Raw genomic sequence first — 16,705 nt, 5'->3', positions numbered from 1 at the left:
CGAAGACCTACAGCCGAAGACCTACAGCAACGACGGTATCTCCACCGCCGCCACCGACCTCGCCGCCCGCTCCAGCGCGCTGGCCAGCAGGGCCAGGTCCGTGGGGCCGTTGCCGAGTTCGCGGACCGGGCGGCGGGCCGGGGGGTCGCCCATGCGGTGCCATTCGAGCGGGACGACCGTGGGGCGGAGAGTGGCCGTGCGGGGGATGCGGCCCGTGACCCGGCCGGCCTGGAAGGGCGTGAGGCGACCGTCGGGAGTGGACAGGCGGCCCCGGCCGGGGGCGGGTTCGTCCGCGCCGGGGGACACCGGGTCGAGGGAGATACGGAGCGAGGCGGCGCGACCCAGTTCGGTGGTCGCCGTGCGGCCGTCGTCCGCGGCGGCCGCCACAAGGTGCACACCGAGGCGGTCACCCTCGCGGGCGACGGCCTCCAGAGCCCGTACGACCGAACCGGCCGCCGGTCGTCCCGGGGAGCCCAGCGCGGGGGAGAGCAGCGCGTCCAGATCGTCGATGATGACGAAGAGACGGGCCAACGGGGGGCCCGGAGCCGTCCGTTCGCGGGCAGCCGCCGGGCGCAGCCGCAGGGTGGAACTGGGGGGCGCGTCGAGATCCGCGGCACCGGAGGTGGAGGGGGAGGCGGAGGGGGAGGTGGAGCCGGGCTTCGCTCCCGGGGCGGGTTTGGGGGTGCGCTGGGCGACCATCCGGCCCGACACCTCGCCGCGCGTGTGCCACTCCGCGAAGCCGAGCCGGCCCAGGAGCTCGGCCCGCCGCTTCAGCTCGGCGCTGAGTGCCTGGGCGAACTCCCGCATCCGTACGGGGTCGTTGGCGGTGAGGTGGGTGGTGACGTGGGGCAGGTCCGTACAGACCCGCAGCCCCTCCGCTCCTTGGCCGGCGCCGTGGCCCCCGGTGCTGTCCCGCCCGTCCATCAGCACGATCCCGAGCCGGTCGGGGCGCTCCGCGGCGGCCAGGGACGCGGCGATCGCGCGCAGCAGCTCCGTACGACCGCTGCCGGGCGGGCCCTCGATCAGCAGGTGCGGGCCCTCGGCGGGGAGGTCCACGGCGACCGGGCCGCGCGGGCCGGCGCCGAGGACGGCCCGGCCGCGGCCGCCGAGCGCCTCCGTGTCGTCCGCCGCGTCCGCCCAACGCGCCATGAGTGACGCCGGGGTGGCTCGGGCCAGTCCCAACTCGTCCAGCAGGCGAGCCGCTTGCGGGAGCGGCGCGGAGACGCGCGCGTGGCGGTCGGCGTGCGCCCCGTCCGTACGGAGGGGGGCGAGTGCGCGTGCGAAACGCTCCGCCCAGGCCAGTGACACCGCGTCCACCGCGGCGACCGTGCCGTGCCCCACGGGCCCGTCGGATCCCACCCGCATCAGCCGCAGCGCCGTCGCCACATCCCCGCTGAGCAGCGCGACCGCCCCGCACTCCCGGAACGCCGGTGACGCCTCGCAGGCCGCCTCGTACGTCTCCGTCACCGGGGACGCGGGCGACGCCGACACGGTCTCGGCCAGACACACCACGTGTATGCCCGCCCGCGCGCCCTCGTGCGTCAGCCGCAGCACCGCCTCCCGTACGTCGGCGCCTCCGGGGTCCCCGTCCACGACGAGCACGGTGAACGGCCCCTCGAAGTCCCGGTCGGCGCCCGTCGGGTCCTCGTCGCGGGCCCAGGACGGGCGTCGTGCGCCGCCCCGCGCGTCCACGGGGACGCGATCGGCCTTGTCGTACGCGCCCCGGGCGCCGCCCGTTTCCGTCAGCTGGTCCTCCAGGCGGCGCAGGAGCTCGTCCGTGCGGGCCGTCGCCTGTTCACGGTCGTAGGCGAGGAGGAGACGGCAGTCCTGGCCGTGGGTGGGGCGCAGATGCGGGAGCCAGCCGAGCCAGGACCACTCGGCGGTGCGCACCTCCACAGGGCGGGAGCGGTCCGCGCTGATCAGGACGATGTCGAGGGCGTCGGGGGAGTGCAGCGCGGCGAGCTGGGCGACCACCGAGCGGGCCAGCCCGGCCAGCCGCGCCCGCGGTCCCGCCAGGCCCAGCGAGCCGACCTCCCGCAGGCCCGCGGTCACCGGCACCGCGGGCACCAGTCCCGAACCGTCGGGGGCCGCCCGGTCCGCCGTGCCCAGCCGCACCGTCAGCGTCTCCGAGTGGCCCGGGCCGCGCTCCCACAGTCGCGGTCCCGGACCCAGCGCGGTGAGCAGCAGTGTCGCGGGATCGGGCCAGCTCTCCGGGGCCTGCGTGGGCAGGGAGGCCGCCGTCAGGAACTCCGCCGCCTCGTGATCCCCGTCCGTGTCGTACGGATCTCCCGGTCCGGTGCCCGGCAGCTCGCCCCGGCCGCCGGTCAGCCGACGCGCCCACGCGCCGAGCCCGCTCCGCTTGCGCACCCCCGGGGGTACGTCCGTGCCCCGCGTGGGCGTGCCCTTGCGGGTGCCCGGCTCCGGACCGGCCGCGGCCCGGGACGTGGCTCCGCCCCCCGACGCGTCGGGGCCGGACGGCCGCGCGGGCCTGCTCTCGATCCGGGGGGCCCGGCCCTGCTCGGGCACGACCGGGCCGTGCTCCTGTGCTCCGGGGACGCCGCCCGCGGCTCCCCACTCCGCCGATCCGAAGCCGTGATGTGTGTCACCGACGGGCGGCACGGGCAGCGCGCCGGCACCGGAGGCGCCCCCCACGCGCGCGTGGGGCACGACAGGAGCGGAAGGACCGGCGGGGGCAGCGGGACCGGTGGGGGCGGCGGAGGACGACGAGGGGCCGGGGCCGGTGGGCGGCTCCGGGCGGGTGGCCGTACCGGTGAGGGTGGTGACCCTGACGTGGCCCTCCCCGTCGGGCGTCGTGCTCACCGGATCCGCGCCACCGGGCGGAGCCAGTCGCAGGGCGGACTCGCCGACGCGCAGCAGCGCGCCCTGCCCGAAGCGGACCGGACGGGTGCCGACCTGGGTGCCGTCCAGCGTCGTGCCGTTCGTCGAGCCCAGGTCGGCGACCGAGACGCGGCCCTCGGGGGTGACGGTGACCGCGCAGTGCAGGCGGGAGACGTCGGGATCGTCCAGCGGGACGTCCGCGTCGGCGGAGCGGCCGATGTCGATCCGGCCACCGTGCAGCAGGTGCACGCCGCCCGCGTCGGGGCCCGCGACGACATGGAGCCGGGCCGCGACCCCGTCCACGTCAGGACCGGGCTCGGCGGGGCATCCCAGGGACAGCACGGCGCCGTCCGTCAGGGGCGGCTCGCCCAGCGTGCAGCGCTGGCCGTCGAGGCGCTCGGCGCCCGCATACAGCACGACGGGACCCCCGCCGAGCTCTCGGCCGCGGTCGTGCTGGCCCGCGCCCTCACCGCCTACCGCCGAGGCCAGACCCGCCGCCACCGCTGCCAACGCCGTCCCGGCGGGAGCGGTGACCAGCACATCGCAGGCCGCGGCTCGCCCCCGCGGCTCCGAGGGCGAGCCCAGCGGGTCTACGACGGTCAGCCGGATCTGCATCGCCGCCAGCGGTCCCTTCCGCGCAGGCGCCCGCGAGGAGGGCGAGGCTGTGCCGCGGTCCCCCACCGCAGATTCCCCCACCGCACACGGGCACGTCGGCCAGTACTGAAGGCATCCTCGCACCTGTCACTGACAACACGCCCGCCACCCACCGGCAAGTGATCTTGATTGGTCGGCTCTGCCCGCAAAAGTGCCTGACCAGTGCCCGACCGGTGCCCGCTTGAGATCGGTCACGTCGCCCCCGCGGGCGCCGATCGGCAACCAACCGCCGAATGCGAGCGTCTTTCCATCGAACATGTGCAGGAACGCGTACGTAAGCGCTTATGCGAAGCACAGGCGCTCATGGGAAGCAGTGGGAAGCACAGGAAGACGACAGTCCGGTGCCATCTGTCTCGGCACTACAGTGGTGCGGAAACCGCCTCAGCATGTTGACGACGGCGGACGGACCGGGCAAGCAAGCAACAGGGAGCGCATGACGTGCGGCCGGTAGGGAGCAAGTACCTCCTTGAGGAGCCGCTTGGGCGCGGCGCCACAGGCACTGTCTGGCGAGCCCGCCAGCGGGAGACCGCGGGCGCCGAGGCGGCCGTCGCCGGGCAGCCCGGCGAGACCGTGGCGATCAAGGTCCTCAAGGAAGAGCTCGCCAACGACGCGGACATCGTGATGCGGTTCCTCCGGGAGCGCTCCGTCCTGCTGCGCCTGACCCACCCGAACATCGTGCGGGTAAGGGACCTCGTCGTCGAGGGCGACCTGCTCGCCCTGGTCATGGACCTGGTCGACGGCCCCGACCTGCACCGCTATCTGCGCGAGAACGGCCCGTTCTCGCCCGTCGCCGCCGCCCTCCTCACCGCCCAGGTCGCCGACGCGCTCGCCGCCAGCCACGCCGACGGCGTCGTGCACCGCGACCTGAAGCCCGCGAACGTCCTGCTCAAGCAGGACGGCGGCCAGATGCACCCGATGCTCACCGACTTCGGCATCGCCCGGCTCGCCGACTCCCCGGGCCTCACCCGGACCCACGAGTTCGTCGGTACACCCGCGTATGTCGCGCCGGAGTCCGCCGAAGGACGCCCGCAGACGTCCGCCGTCGACATCTACGGCGCGGGCATCCTGCTGTACGAGCTGGTCACCGGGCGTCCCCCGTTCGCCGGCGAGTCCGCCCTCGAAGTGCTGCACCAGCACCTGAGCGCCGAGCCGCGCCGCCCCTCCACGGTCCCGGACCCCCTGTGGACCGTCATAGAGCGATGCCTGCGCAAGAACCCGGACGAGCGGCCCAGCGCCGAGAACCTCGCCCGCGGGCTGCGCACCGTCGCCCAGGGCATCGGTGTGCACGCCAACTCCGCGCAGATCGCCGCCGCGGAGGGCGTGGGCGCGCTGCTCGCCCCCGACCCGGCGCCGGCCGCGGTGCCGGGCGTGCCCGGCGCGGCCGACCCCACGCAGGTGCTGCGTCACAGCGCCCCGGGGGCCTACGACCCGAACGGCGCGACCAGCGTCCTGCCGCACACCGGCGTCCCCGGCATGCCCGGCGCCGCCGACCCCACCGCCGTACTGCCGCACCGCGGCGCCGCCGACCCGACCGCCGTCATGCCGCCGGTGCCCCCGCACCAGCCGGGCGGGCAGCCGGGACAGCCCGGGCAGCCGGGACAGGGCGAGGACCCGCACCCCTGGCAGAACCAGCTGCGCGCGGCCCGGGACCGCAACGAGCAGACCCAGGTCCAGTACCTCGACCCCGACCAGGATCCGCTGCGCCGCCGTCCGCAGCGGCAGGTCGCGCGGCCCCAGCAACAGCAGCGCCCGCCGCAGGGACAGCAGCCGCCGCCCGGATACGGGTATCAGCAGCAGCAACAGCCGCAGCAGTACGCGCCTCAGCAGCAGCCCCAGCAGCAGCCGCAGCGCCGTCAGCGGCAGCAGCAGCCGCAGGGGTACGCCCCCGCGCCCCAGCAGCAGCCGCAGCGGTACGCGCCCCCGCCGCAGCAGCCCGAGGCACCGGCGCCCCGGCAGTCGCGCGAACCGCGGCAGCGCAGTGCCAACCCGATGAAGATCCCGGGACTCGGCTGCCTCAAGGGCTGCCTGTTCACGATCGTCATCCTGTTCGTGGCCGCGTGGCTGATCTGGGAGTTCAGTCCCCTGCAGGGCTGGATCGGGACCACCCAGAGCTTCTGGGACGAGCTGCACGACGGGTTCAAGTCCGTGACGAACTGGATCGGGGATCTCGGCGGAGGCTCTTCCGGCGACTCTTCCACCAACTAGTTCCCATAGTTCCCGTTAGCTCCCATGCGACTCTGGGGATTTGTCGACATCTGACGGGTGATTTCCGTCTCCGGAGTGAAGGTTGGCTCTTCGGACGCGTACTTTTAGCGGCAACACGCGTCAGTAGGAGCAGCCTTGGCACGGAAGATCGGCAGCCGGTACACCGCCCACCAGATTCTGGGGCGGGGCAGCGCCGGCACGGTGTGGCTCGGCGAGGGACCTGAGGGGCCCGTCGCCATCAAGCTGCTGCGCGAGGACCTCGCGTCCGACCAGGAGCTGGTGGGCCGCTTCGTACAGGAGCGCACGGCTCTGCTCGGGCTCGATCACCCGCATGTCGTGGCGGTACGGGACCTCGTCGTGGACGGCAATGACCTCGCGCTCGTCATGGACCTCGTACGGGGCACGGATCTGCGCACCCGGCTCGACCGGGAACGGCGGCTGGCGCCCGAGGCCGCGGTCGCGATCGTGGCCGACGTCGCGGACGGGCTGGCGGCGGCGCACGCGGCCGGGGTCGTGCACCGGGACGTGAAGCCGGAGAACGTGCTGCTGGACATGCAGGGTCCGCTGGGCCCGGGTGGCTCGCACCCCGCGCTGCTCACGGACTTCGGTGTGGCCAAACTCATCGACTCGCCGCGGCGGACGCGGGCCACGAAGATCATCGGGACGCCGGACTATCTCGCGCCCGAGATCATCGAAGGGCTGCCGCCGCGGGCCGCCGTCGACATCTACGCCCTGGCGACGGTCCTGTATGAGCTCCTTGCCGGGTTCACGCCCTTCGGGGGCGGGCATCCCGGGGCGGTGCTGCGGCGGCACGTGACGGAGACCGTCGTACCCCTTCCCGGTATCCCCGAGGAGCTGTGGCAGCTGATCGTGCAGTGCCTGGCCAAGGCACCGGCGTCGCGGTTGCGGGCCTCCGAGCTCGGAGCGCGGTTGCGGGAGCAGCTGCCGCTGCTGGCGGGGATGCCGCCGCTGGACGTCGACGAACCGGACGGGGAGTCGGCGGAGGACGTCCCCGAAGGGGGCGAGACGGCGGAGCCGACGGCGCAGGCCTCGCGGGTGCGGCGGGGGGCGGTGCCGTTGGTACCGGGGGCTGCGCCGGACTCCAACCGGGATACGCACACCTCGATGAGGGTGCCGGGGCCGGACGAGCTGGCGGGTGGGGCGCGCGGGACGGCTCGGGTGCCGCGGGCGGCGGGGGCGCCTCGGCCGGGGTCGGCCCGGCACCGGGCGTCGGCGCGGCGGCGTCGGATCACGTTGGGGGTGGCGGGGGCGGTTCTTGTCGCCGCGGTGGGGGTCGGTACGTGGCTGGCCACGTCGGGTGACGACGCGGGGGCGACGCCGCACGACACGAAGAACTCGGCCCCCGCGTCCCCCTGACCCCGCTCCGACCCGGGGCTCCGCCCCGGACCCCGGGGTGCTCGGCTGCGGGCCGGTGGGGGTTGAGCGCGCAGTTCCCCGCGCCCCTGAAGGGCCGGGGCTTCGCCCCTGGCCCGCTGGCTGGTGGGTCTTCGGCTGCGGGCCGGTGGGGGCTGGTCGCGCTGTTCCTCGCGCCCCTGGGGGCTGGGGCTTCGCCCCTGGCCCCCGGGCCGGTGGTTGTTCGGCTGCGGGCCGGTGGGGGTTGAGCGCGCAGTTCCTCGCGCCCCTGGGGGCTGGGGCTTCGCCCCTGGCCCGCTGGCTGGTGGGTCTTCGGCTGCGGGCCGGTGGGGGCCGGTCGCGCAGTTCCTCGCGTTCCTGGCCCCCGGAGGGACCTGCGTCGCCCCCGTCGGACGAGGGGCAAGCCTCGCTTGCGGCAGCCGTTACGCTGGAGGCGTGGCAGTCGTCGATGTATCCGAAGAGCTCAAGTCCCTCTCCTCGACCATGGAGTCGATCGAGGCCGTCCTGGACCTCGACAAGCTGAGGGCAGATGTCGCCGTGCTCGAGGAGCAGGCGGCCGCGCCGTCCCTGTGGGACGACCCGGACGAGGCGCAGAAGATCACCAGCAAGCTGAGCCACCTCCAGGCGGAGGTCAGGAAGGCCGAGGCGCTGCGCGGGCGTATCGACGATCTGAGCGTGCTCTTCGAGATGGCCGAGGAGGAGGACGACCCGGACACCCGTGCCGAGGCCGAGTCCGAGCTCGTCGCCGTCAAGAAGGCGCTGGACGAGATGGAAGTGCGGACGCTGCTCTCCGGGGAGTACGACTCCCGTGAGGCCGTCGTCACCATCCGTGCCGAGGCCGGCGGCGTCGACGCCTCCGACTTCGCCGAGAAGCTCCAGCGCATGTACCTGCGCTGGGCCGAGCGCCACGGGTACAAGACCGAGCTCTACGAGACCTCGTACGCGGAAGAGGCGGGCATCAAGTCCACCACCTTCGCCGTCCACGTCCCGTACGCGTACGGAACGCTCTCCGTGGAGCAGGGCACCCACCGCCTCGTGCGCATCTCGCCGTTCGACAACCAGGGGCGCCGTCAGACGTCCTTCGCGGGTGTCGAGATCCTGCCCGTCGTCGAGCAGACCGATCACATCGAGATCGACGAGTCCGAGCTGCGCGTCGACGTGTACCGGTCGTCCGGCCCCGGCGGCCAGGGCGTGAACACCACCGACTCCGCGGTGCGCCTCACCCACCTGCCCACCGGCATCGTCGTCTCCTGCCAGAACGAGCGGTCGCAGATCCAGAACAAGGCGAGCGCGATGAACGTGCTCCAGGCCAAGCTGCTCGAGCGGCGCCGCCAGGAGGAGCAGGCCAAGATGAACGCGCTCAAGGGCGACGGCGGCAACTCCTGGGGAAACCAGATGCGTTCGTACGTCCTGCACCCGTACCAGATGGTCAAGGACCTGCGGACCGAGTTCGAAGTCGGTAACCCCGAGGCCGTTTTCGGCGGGGAGATCGACGGATTCATCGAGGCCGGAATTCGCTGGCGCAAGCAGCAGGAGAAGTAGTTCGAGGTATCAACATCACCTCGATGCCTCTTTGTCGACAAGGCAACTGCCGCCCATCGGGCGGCAGTTGCCTTTTGTGTGGGGGATTTCTGGGTTTTACGTCACAGTCACATGTCCGCACGGCAGGCAAACGCCACTGATCCGGACATCGCGTACGCAACGACCTTGACGTTGCTGTGAAAACTGGGAATGGTGACGCGTGGCATGCGTATCTCCGGGGCGCATGTGAACCGGGGGGCTGAGCGAGCCACCTGTGACGCCGTGGCCCCGGGCGCTGCTCCATTGACGATCAGCTACTGGGGGTAGCAAACAAATGACCAAGAAGACGCGGATCCGCGTGGCACGCATAGCAGCCGGTGTGGTGATCGCCGCCGGTGCTTCGCTGACTGCCGCGGGTGCCGCCTCGGCTCTCGACATCAACGTGGGTGTCACGGTCGACGGAGACCCGAGCGCCACTCCGACCGTCACGGGCATTCCCACCGGCACGGCCACCCCGACGACGACACCGGGCACGCCCACGCCGCCGGAGACGCCCACCATCCCGGCCACGCCGACCGGCCCGGCCACGCCCACCACCACGCCGCCGACGGACGAGCCCACCGACCCCACCGAGGACCCCACCGAGCCCACCGACCCGACGGACACCCCGACGGACGGTTCCGGCACCGGCACCGGCACCGGTGGTAATGACAGCAACCCCGACGGCGGCTCCAAGCCCGTCGAGCAGGGCAAGGGTTCTTCCGGCCTGACCGACACCGGCGCGAACACCTCGTCCGACACCTCCGCCCAGGGCAAGAAGGGGCAGCTGGCCGAGACGGGTGCCGCCGAGACCACGTTCCTGCTGGTCGGTGCCGCCACGATGATCGCGGGCGGTATCGGCTTCCGTCTGCTGCCGCGCCTCGCGAGCGGCCGCGGCGCCGCTGCCTGACGCAGCTGCGCACAGTACAGGAGCACAGCACGAGAGGGGCCCGGAGCAGCTTGCTCCGGGCCCCTCTCGCGTCAAGCACATCAGCGATGCGCGGGGTGGTTCACAAGGTGACCGACCATCTCGGATGGTGGACCATCATGACGAACGTCATGATGAACGCCACGATGACCACCTGACATGGTGACCGAGGTCACGCCGCCGCTCTCGCGAGACTCACACCGTCTGGTGCGCCAGCAGCGCCACCGCCGCGATCAGCACGGCGAGCAGCGCGATCAGCGCCATCGGGTTCAGTCCCGCGAAGGGGCTCTCCTGCTGCAGTCGCTCCCGGTTCGCGCGGCAGACCGGGCAGCGACCCTCGCTGACGGGCGCCGCGCAGTTCGCGCACACCAATCGGTCGTACGTCATGCGCTTGCCCTCCTTGCGCCGTCCTCCGCCATTCACATAACGCTGCGGGGAACGCAACCGTTCCCCTTCCACTGTGCCAGGTTCCGCGGGAAACGGCGCGGCTCGCCTTATCCTGCCCTGTGCTCCGCGGGTTAGGCGGGGAAACGGGCGCTTCCGGAGGGGGGACGGCGTCGGGTTCGCGGCTGCCGGCCGGTGGGGGCCGTACGGGCCCGTACAAGGTCCGTACAAAGGCCCGTACAAAAGGGCCCCGCCAAAGACCTGTACAAAAACGCACAAGCCCCGCACAACCCCCGCGCAACCCTGACCGGCGACTGCGCTCGTGCACCCGGTTCGCGTATGGTCACGCTCACCTACCCCCGGCGACCCGTGGTGCATCCGTGATCCGATTCGACAGTGTCTCCAAGGTCTACCCCAAGCAGACCCGCCCCGCTCTCAGGGATGTCTCCCTGGAGGTCGAGCGTGGTGAGTTCGTGTTCCTCGTGGGGTCCTCCGGCTCCGGAAAGTCCACCTTCCTGCGGCTGATCCTCCGCGAGGAGCGGACCAGCCACGGCCAGGTGCACGTCCTGGGCAAGGACCTCGCGCGCCTCTCCAACTGGAAGGTGCCGCAGATGCGCCGCCAGCTGGGGACCGTGTTCCAGGACTTCCGCCTGCTGCCGAACAAGACGGTCTCCGAGAACGTCGCCTTCGCGCAGGAGGTCATCGGCAAGTCCCGCGGCGAGATCCGCAAGTCCGTGCCCCAGGTGCTCGACCTCGTCGGGCTCGGTGGCAAGGAGGACCGGATGCCCGGCGAGCTGTCCGGTGGTGAGCAGCAGCGCGTGGCCATCGCGAGAGCCTTCGTGAACCGGCCCAAGCTCCTCATCGCGGACGAGCCGACCGGCAACCTCGACCCGCAGACCTCCGTCGGCATCATGAAGCTGCTCGACCGCATCAACCGGACGGGCACCACTGTGCTGATGGCGACGCACGACCAGAACATCGTGGACCAGATGCGCAAGCGCGTCATCGAGCTGGAGCAGGGCCGCCTCGTCCGCGACCAGGCGCGCGGCGTCTACGGCTACCAGCACTGACGACGGTCCACGGAAAGGCTTAGCAGACGCCATGCGCGCCCAGTTCGTTCTGTCGGAGATCGGTGTCGGTCTCCGTCGCAATCTGACGATGACCTTCGCGGTCGTCGTCTCGGTCGCCCTCTCCCTCGCGCTGTTCGGCGGTTCGCTGCTGATGAGCGACCAGGTGAGCACCATGAAGGGCTACTGGTACGACAAGGTCAACGTCTCGATCTTCCTCTGCAACAAGAGTGACGCGGAGTCCGACCCCCACTGCGCCAAGGGGGCCGTGACCGCCGAGCAGAGGGACCAGATCCTCGGCGACCTCAAGAAGATGAACGTCGTCGAGAAGGTCTCGTACGAGTCGTCGGACCAGGCGTACAAGCACTACAAGGAGCAGTTCGGCGACTCCCCGCTGGCCAGCTCCCTCACGCCGGACCAGATGCAGGAGTCGTACCGCATCAAGCTGAAGGACCCGCAGAAGTACCAGGTCATCGCGACCGCCTTCGACGGCCGTGCCGGCGTGCAGTCCGTGCAGGACCAGAAGGGCATCCTGGACAACCTCTTCGGGCTGCTCAACGGCATGAACTGGGCGGCGCGCGCGGTGATGGCGATGATGCTCGTCGTCGCCCTGATGCTGATCGTCAACACGGTGCGTGTCTCGGCGTTCAGCCGGCGCAGGGAAACCGGCATCATGCGGCTCGTGGGCGCCTCCGGGTTCTACATCCAGGCGCCGTTCATCATGGAGGCCGCGGTCGCCGGACTGATCGGCGGAGGCGTCGCCTGCGGATTCCTCTTGGTCGCGCGGTATTTCATCATCGATCACGGCCTCGCGCTGTCCCAGAAGCTGAATCTGATCAACTTCATCGGCTGGGACGCCGTGCTCACCAAGCTGCCGCTCATCCTCGCGACGAGTCTGCTGATGCCCGCGCTTGCGGCGTTTTTCGCGTTGCGCAAGTACCTGAAGGTGTGACGCATGCCAAGGGGGCCGTACTGCCAACCGGCGGTACGGCCCCTTGCGTTGTCCTAGACTCACCGCCATGTCAGGCCGAGACCTGTTTTGTCAGCCCCGCCGCGCAGGCCGCGGGGCCGCCCTGACATTGCTTTTCGCGAGTGTCCTCGTCGCGGGGGCCGCGACCGGGTCCTTCGGTGATCCCGACCGGAAATCCCCGTCTCCCTCGGCGCGTTCGACGCCGGCGGCCGACCGCGAGACGGTCACCGACGCCGCCGCCGAGGCGATGGCCGACGGCAAGTCCCCCATGGAGGCCGCCGAGCGGGCCGTCAGCCGCAGCGGGGACCGCTGGGGCGCCGTCTACTCCCAGGGCGAGTACGAGGAGTTCGAGGAGGCCCTCGACGGCCAGTACACGGGCGTGGGGCTGTGGGCCCGGCGCGAGCGTGACGGCCGGATCGAGGTGACCCGGGTGCAGAGCGGCTCGCCCGCGGCCGCCGCCGGGATCCGCACGGGCGACCGGCTGCGCAGCGTCGACGGCGAGAAGGTGGACGGCCGGCCGGTCACCGAGGTCGTCGCGTTACTGCGCGGGGACGCGGACGACGCCGCGGCCGGTACGAAGGTCTCCCTCGGTCTGGAGCGCGGCACACGCGCGTGGAGCGAGACGGTGCGCCGGGCGAGGCTGTCCACGGACTCCGTGACCGTCCGAAGGCTCCCCGGCGGCGTCACCGTGATCAAGGTCGCCGCCTTCACCAAGGGCGTCGGTGACGCCGTACGGACCGCCGTCGAGCAGACTCCCGAGCATGCCGGGATCGTCCTCGACCTGCGCGGCAACTCCGGCGGACTGGTCACCGAGGCGGTCACCGCCGCCTCCGCCTTCCTCGACGGCGGCCTCGTCGCCACCTACGACGTCAACGGCGCGCAGCGCTCCCTGCACGCCGATCCCGGCGGCGACACCACCAGACCCCTGGTCGCGCTCGTCGACGACGGCACGATGAGCGCGGCCGAACTGCTCACCGGGGCCCTCCAGGACCGCGGCCGTGCGGTCGTCGTGGGCTCCAGGACCTTCGGCAAGGGCTCGATCCAGATGCCGAGTCGGCTGCCCGACGGCTCCGTCGCCGAGCTGACCGTCGGCCACTACCGCACCCCCGCCGGGCACGCCGTCGACGGGCGGGGCATCACCCCCGACCTGGAGGTGGACGCGGAGGCCCTGGAGCGGGCGGAGACCGTACTCGGCGGTCTCGGCGACCCTTCGTAGTCACCGGCTCGGTGCTCTTGTAATCGGCTTTCCCCCGGACCCCCCTGTAGTGCGAAAATGGTCAGCACTATGAGTAAGGGAATGTACGTACCGAAGGAGTCCCAGCCCAAGCAGGGCGGAGGGGCCGCGAAGGCCAAGGACGGCAAGCGCAAGATCGTCGCGCAGAACAAGAAGGCACGGCACGACTACGCGATCATCGACACCTACGAGGCCGGGCTCGTCCTGACCGGCACCGAGGTGAAGTCGCTGCGCCAGGGACGCGCCTCGCTGACCGACGGCTTCGTCCAGATCGACGGGAACGAGGCGTGGCTGCACAACGCCCACATTCCCGAGTACAGCCAGGGCACCTGGACCAACCACACGGTGCGCCGCAAGCGCAAGCTGCTCCTGCACCGCGAGGAGATCGACAAGCTGGCGTCGAAGTCGGAGGAGACGGGTCACACGATCGTGCCCCTCGCCCTGTACTTCAAGGACGGCCGCGCCAAGGCCGAGATCGCGCTCGCCCGCGGCAAGAAGGAGTACGACAAGCGGCAGACCCTGCGTGAGAAGCAGGACCGCCGGGAGTCGGACCGCGCGATCGCGGCGGCGAAGCGGAAGCAGCGGGGCGAGTAGCCACGGGGAATACGGTGGCATCGACGTGCGTTGGTCACGTACGATGGGATCTGCACCTCACAGCGGGTGCGCAACCCTCTTCGGAGGGGCTTGAAAACACAACATGGGGATGATCGGTTTCGACAGCGGCTGTCGAAGCAGGGGAAGCGTGTCGAGGAAGCGACAATGATCTCGTTAACCATATGTCGCAACCAATAATCGCCAATTCCAAGAGCGATTCCCAGTCCTTCGCCCTCGCTGCCTAATAACAGCGACTGAAGGACCCTAAAAGGGTGTCAGCCCGGGGGTGTTCCCGACCCGGATCCTGGCATAATCTAGGGAACTAAACCATCGAGCCCGGTCACGGGGTTCGATGGGAAATCAAACAGTGGCTGGGCCCGTCGGCGACTTGTTCGCGTGATCACCGGGGCCGAGAAAATCGCAGCGAACTGCACACGGAGAAGCCCTGATTCTGCACCGGTGGACGCGGGTTCGATTCCCGCCATCTCCACGATCAGGAGGTCCTGCCGGACCTCCACATCCCATGTGGGCAAAGGCCTCGTCGCTTTCGAGCGGCGGGGCCTTTGTCATGCGTGATCATCCATGCGCGATCATCCAGCTGAAGTACGTGGGCAAGTCTCATCCGCCCGAACACCTCGGGAGGAACTCATGGCGGAACAACGGGAAGCACGCTTTTTGATCCACGACGAACCCCAGCACCTACTCGTCCGCGTCGGAGGCGAGCCGTCTCCTTTGTACGAGCCGGAGGATCCCAGGGACTACGAGGACCTCGGCGCCTTTACCCGTAACACCCCACTGAACGATGACGGGCCGGTCCTCCCGGCGGACTTGGCGGATGCGCTGCGTTCCTGGTCGTCGTCCCGCCCGGCGGACGGTTTCCCGTCCGGTCGGCCCATGCGCAAGCACGTCGAACGGGGACTGGAGCTTGCCCAGGTGGTGGCGAGGCATCTGGGGTCCGCATGGGTGGTGCGGTACTGGGACGAGCGGCAGGACAGGGCGAAGTTCGTGTGCTGGGGATGCGGACGCCTGGACTGGGCCCTTGAGGACCACGGCGAGCCCCCGCACCCGCTCCACATCGTGGTCGAAGGCGAGTTCAAGTGGTACCCGCTCCGCGCGGAGGGGTTCGGGGACTTCGCGCCGGACGGTCCCGTCGGCAGTCTCCATCTGTCCGAGGAACTGGTGGCCGATCTGTACGCGTGGGCGAAGAGCATCGACACCACGGTGAACCTGGACCTGCGGGACCGGGAGGACGGTAGGTACGACGACGAGTGGGAGCGGCTGTTCCACGCAGGGACGGAGCTGGCGAGACGCGTCGCGCACGAGCTCGGCCCTGCCCGGAAGGTGACCTACAAAGGCCTGGCGAACGGCGGTCCGGCCGCCATGACGTCGGTCACCTGGCAGGGGGACCGGGCCGTGTGAAAGTCCGCTGAACACGACCGGTGAAGTGCGGTTCGTGTGCGCCGTGAGAGACCTGAAGGGCTGGAGGGGACGATGGTGACGGGACGGCAGGAGCCGTACTACGTGGACTACGACGCGGACTTCGGACTCAGTGGGCTGACCGAGGGGTTCACGCTCTCGCCCGCTCCGGAGGACACCGGCGCGGCACTCGGGCTCGTCACGGCGAAGCTCGACGCGTATGACCGTGAGTGTCCCGCGGGCAGCGTCGACCATCTCAGCGCGGATGAGCGGAGCATCCTCGGCTATGACACCAGCCACGACGACTGGGGGTACGCCGAGGAGCTGCGCGAGGACGTGCGCGGGCTCGTCGAGTCCCCGCTGGCGGACGAGGCGATCCAGGCCGTGTGGCGAGCGGCCGCCGGGGGCGGGTGGGATCCCGCGGCGCACGGCATGAGCGCCCGTGACTGGCTGCGGCGCATCGACGAGACCTGCGCCGCACGCCCGCCCCGGAAGATCCCCGGACGGCGCCCGGTACCTTCCTCGTGGTGGGGCGCCTGGCGGCCGGCGGCCGACGAGGTGCGTGACGACGTCGTCGCGGAGATCGCGGAGATACGGTCCTGTCGCGAGCGGTCGGCCGGTCCCCTCCCTTCCCCCGACACCCTGTCGGCCCTCGAAGAGGTGGCCGCCCGCGTGGATCCCGATCTCGGCTTCCGGCTCTTCCTTCGCGCACTGAAGGTGCACTCCGTGCGGATCGAAAAGGCGCGGTACGACCGGCTCCAAGCGCTCGGTGAGAGGTTCGGCCACCCCGCTGCGCTCATCGACGTCGGTCTCGACATCGCGTGGCCGCCCATCGACACCGCCCGCCGCGATGCCACCTGGGACTTCGGGTTCTCCCACCTCGCCGGGCAGGCCCATCAGGACTGGCGTGAAAGCCGGGAGGAGATCCGGAAGACAGCCGAGGGCGACGACATCGGGCAGACCCCGGGCTCCGCGGCGGCCGTCCTCCTGGAGGACACGCTCCGGCTGCTGCGGTCCGCACTGTCCGACGCCGCGGTCACCGCCCTGTGGGCCGGGGCCACCTCGGACAGGCCGGGGAGTACCGACGGCCGGGACTGGCTTCGGCTGATCGCGGACGTGTGCCGGGAGCGGCTGAGGGAGGCCGCCCCCGCGTACACACCCGTGGTGGCGCCCGCCCGCACCGAACTCGCCGACACGGTGCTGCGGGAAGTCCGGGAGACGGCGCTCGCGGTGGCGGACAAGGTCGTCAGCCCCCACTGGCATCCTGTTCCCGCCGCGGACGTCATGGACGCGCTGGAACACGTGGTCACCCGGATCGATCCCGATCTCGGGTTCCGCTTGTTCCTCCGCGTCCTGATCACGCTGACCGTGCCCCTCACACAGGAGCGGTACGACCGCTACAAGGCGATCGGCGAGCGCTTCGGGTACGGCGAGTATCACGTCTCCGACGTGGATTTCCTGATCGAGGCCGGCTGACCCGT

The 16,705-nt window shown here is 71.2% G+C and carries 12 protein-coding genes and 1 other RNA gene; 11 read left to right on the top strand and 2 right to left on the bottom strand.

Features of this window, described 5'->3' with window-relative positions:
- Positions 1–21 precede the first annotated feature (21 nt).
- On the bottom strand, positions 22–3,453 hold the full coding sequence (locus ACZ7M3_RS23475) for an FHA domain-containing protein (RefSeq protein WP_472065560.1): 3,432 nt from the start codon (positions 3,451–3,453) through the stop codon (positions 22–24).
- A 477-nt stretch (positions 3,454–3,930) separates the two neighbouring features.
- Between ACZ7M3_RS23475 and ACZ7M3_RS23470 the strand changes: the two genes are divergently transcribed.
- The 4 genes from ACZ7M3_RS23470 to ACZ7M3_RS23455 all read left to right on the top strand — a co-directional run bounded on the left by ACZ7M3_RS23470 (position 3,931) and on the right by ACZ7M3_RS23455 (position 9,541).
- Entirely contained in the window at positions 3,931–5,697 is a 1,767-nt protein-coding gene (locus ACZ7M3_RS23470) for a serine/threonine-protein kinase (RefSeq protein WP_472065559.1), read from the top strand.
- Positions 5,698–5,832: 135 nt separating this feature from the next.
- On the top strand, positions 5,833–7,074 hold the full coding sequence (locus tag ACZ7M3_RS23465; protein ID WP_472065558.1) for a serine/threonine-protein kinase: 1,242 nt from the start codon (positions 5,833–5,835) through the stop codon (positions 7,072–7,074).
- 432 nt (positions 7,075–7,506) lie between these two features.
- Entirely contained in the window at positions 7,507–8,613 is a 1,107-nt protein-coding gene (prfB, locus tag ACZ7M3_RS23460) for a peptide chain release factor 2 (RefSeq protein WP_054229629.1), read from the top strand.
- 313 nt (positions 8,614–8,926) lie between these two features.
- Positions 8,927–9,541: a hypothetical protein gene (locus ACZ7M3_RS23455; RefSeq protein WP_472065557.1), complete on the top strand. Its 615-nt coding sequence runs from the start codon at positions 8,927–8,929 to the stop codon at positions 9,539–9,541.
- Positions 9,542–9,754: 213 nt separating this feature from the next.
- Here ACZ7M3_RS23455 and ACZ7M3_RS23450 read toward each other — a convergent pair whose 3' ends face one another.
- The gene (locus ACZ7M3_RS23450; protein ID WP_095854342.1) at positions 9,755–9,946 is read right to left on the bottom strand and encodes a hypothetical protein; all 192 of its coding nucleotides are present in this window, start codon (positions 9,944–9,946) and stop codon (positions 9,755–9,757) included.
- Between the two features lie 377 nt (positions 9,947–10,323).
- On the opposite strand from ACZ7M3_RS23450, the gene ftsE reads away from it, so the two are divergent.
- From ftsE to ACZ7M3_RS23415, 7 genes are all read left to right on the top strand, one after another.
- Positions 10,324–11,013 carry a cell division ATP-binding protein FtsE gene (ftsE, locus tag ACZ7M3_RS23445; protein ID WP_075029043.1) on the top strand — a complete coding sequence of 230 codons (690 nt, stop codon included), beginning with the start codon at positions 10,324–10,326 and terminating at the stop codon, positions 11,011–11,013.
- Positions 11,014–11,044: 31 nt separating this feature from the next.
- Positions 11,045–11,962 (top strand): permease-like cell division protein FtsX, encoded by a 918-nt coding sequence (ftsX, locus tag ACZ7M3_RS23440; RefSeq protein ID WP_472065556.1) that lies wholly within the window; start codon positions 11,045–11,047, stop codon positions 11,960–11,962.
- 67 nt (positions 11,963–12,029) lie between these two features.
- Positions 12,030–13,196: a S41 family peptidase gene (locus ACZ7M3_RS23435; RefSeq protein WP_472065555.1), complete on the top strand. Its 1,167-nt coding sequence runs from the start codon at positions 12,030–12,032 to the stop codon at positions 13,194–13,196.
- 69 nt (positions 13,197–13,265) lie between these two features.
- The gene (gene smpB, locus ACZ7M3_RS23430) at positions 13,266–13,808 is read left to right on the top strand and encodes an SsrA-binding protein SmpB (RefSeq protein WP_054229635.1); all 543 of its coding nucleotides are present in this window, start codon (positions 13,266–13,268) and stop codon (positions 13,806–13,808) included.
- A 105-nt stretch (positions 13,809–13,913) separates the two neighbouring features.
- Positions 13,914–14,301, top strand: a transfer-messenger RNA (tmRNA) gene (gene ssrA / locus ACZ7M3_RS23425).
- 155 nt (positions 14,302–14,456) lie between these two features.
- Complete coding sequence (locus ACZ7M3_RS23420) at positions 14,457–15,227, top strand: hypothetical protein (RefSeq protein WP_472065554.1); 771 nt, start codon at positions 14,457–14,459, stop codon at positions 15,225–15,227.
- A 72-nt stretch (positions 15,228–15,299) separates the two neighbouring features.
- Entirely contained in the window at positions 15,300–16,700 is a 1,401-nt protein-coding gene (locus ACZ7M3_RS23415) for a hypothetical protein (RefSeq protein ID WP_472065553.1), read from the top strand.
- Positions 16,701–16,705 lie beyond the last annotated feature (5 nt).

The sequence above is a fragment of the Streptomyces sp. NPDC111656 genome, from assembly GCF_055656965.1.
This window is presented reverse-complemented; position numbering and strand designations above follow the sequence as displayed.

What these genes read in the sequence shown, in the direction of transcription:
- ACZ7M3_RS23455 (WP_472065557.1), top strand. Translation starts at nt 8,927, where the DNA reads ATGACCAAGAAGACGCGGATCCGCGTGGCACGCATAGCAGCCGGTGTG.
- smpB (WP_054229635.1), top strand. Translation starts at nt 13,266, where the DNA reads ATGAGTAAGGGAATGTACGTACCGAAGGAGTCCCAGCCCAAGCAGGGC.
- ftsX (WP_472065556.1), top strand. Translation starts at nt 11,045, where the DNA reads ATGCGCGCCCAGTTCGTTCTGTCGGAGATCGGTGTCGGTCTCCGTCGC.
- ACZ7M3_RS23475 (WP_472065560.1), bottom strand. Translation starts at nt 3,453, where the DNA reads ATGCAGATCCGGCTGACCGTCGTAGACCCGCTGGGCTCGCCCTCGGAG.
- ACZ7M3_RS23450 (WP_095854342.1), bottom strand. Translation starts at nt 9,946, where the DNA reads ATGACGTACGACCGATTGGTGTGCGCGAACTGCGCGGCGCCCGTCAGC.
- ACZ7M3_RS23435 (WP_472065555.1), top strand. Translation starts at nt 12,030, where the DNA reads ATGTCAGGCCGAGACCTGTTTTGTCAGCCCCGCCGCGCAGGCCGCGGG.
- ACZ7M3_RS23415 (WP_472065553.1), top strand. Translation starts at nt 15,300, where the DNA reads ATGGTGACGGGACGGCAGGAGCCGTACTACGTGGACTACGACGCGGAC.
- ACZ7M3_RS23420 (WP_472065554.1), top strand. Translation starts at nt 14,457, where the DNA reads ATGGCGGAACAACGGGAAGCACGCTTTTTGATCCACGACGAACCCCAG.